This window comes from Vibrio sp. 03_296 (assembly GCF_002265885.1).
Genome location: NZ_NPKW01000750.1, coordinates 1 through 447, shown reverse-complemented (window position 1 = coordinate 447; position 447 = coordinate 1). Strand labels below are relative to the sequence as shown.

Here is a 447-nt window from a genome sequence, read left to right as displayed (position 1 = left end):
TGAACCAAAACGTAGCGGGGTATCAGACCAAAAGCGCCAGCGCGAGTACGACTCTCTCATCTAGCGGAAAAACAAAAAGCCCAAATTGAGCTTCTTCCGTCTGTATCACCAGTCAAAACGAAGAAAACCGTCCTAGCGACGGTTTTCTTTTATCGACAAGTCACTTATCGGCACGCCTAACGTTTGAGCTTGAGCTTGGTTCCGTCAAACTTCAAATGACCAAGTAAGCTTTTCGCATTGTGCTTGCCGAAATCATCAAATTCGACGCCGTAACGCGCGTAATGCGTTGAACGCTGTAAATTACAGACTTTTCCTTTCAGTGGTGCCAAGGTTGGTCCACCTGCTTTCCCGAGTAGAATCTCCAATGACACTTCATCACCCACAGTGAAAGTTCTGCTCATTGGCGCCGTGACAAAGCGACACCCGCCACGGGAGAGATCGCGAATT

Annotated in this window: 1 protein-coding gene; it reads right to left on the bottom strand. The window is 48.3% G+C overall.

The window, feature by feature from the left end:
- Positions 1 to 176 precede the first annotated feature (176 nt).
- Positions 177 to 447 (bottom strand): PilZ domain-containing protein (locus tag CIK04_RS27630; RefSeq protein ID WP_142995030.1); only part of this gene is annotated, 271 nt, incomplete at its 5' end.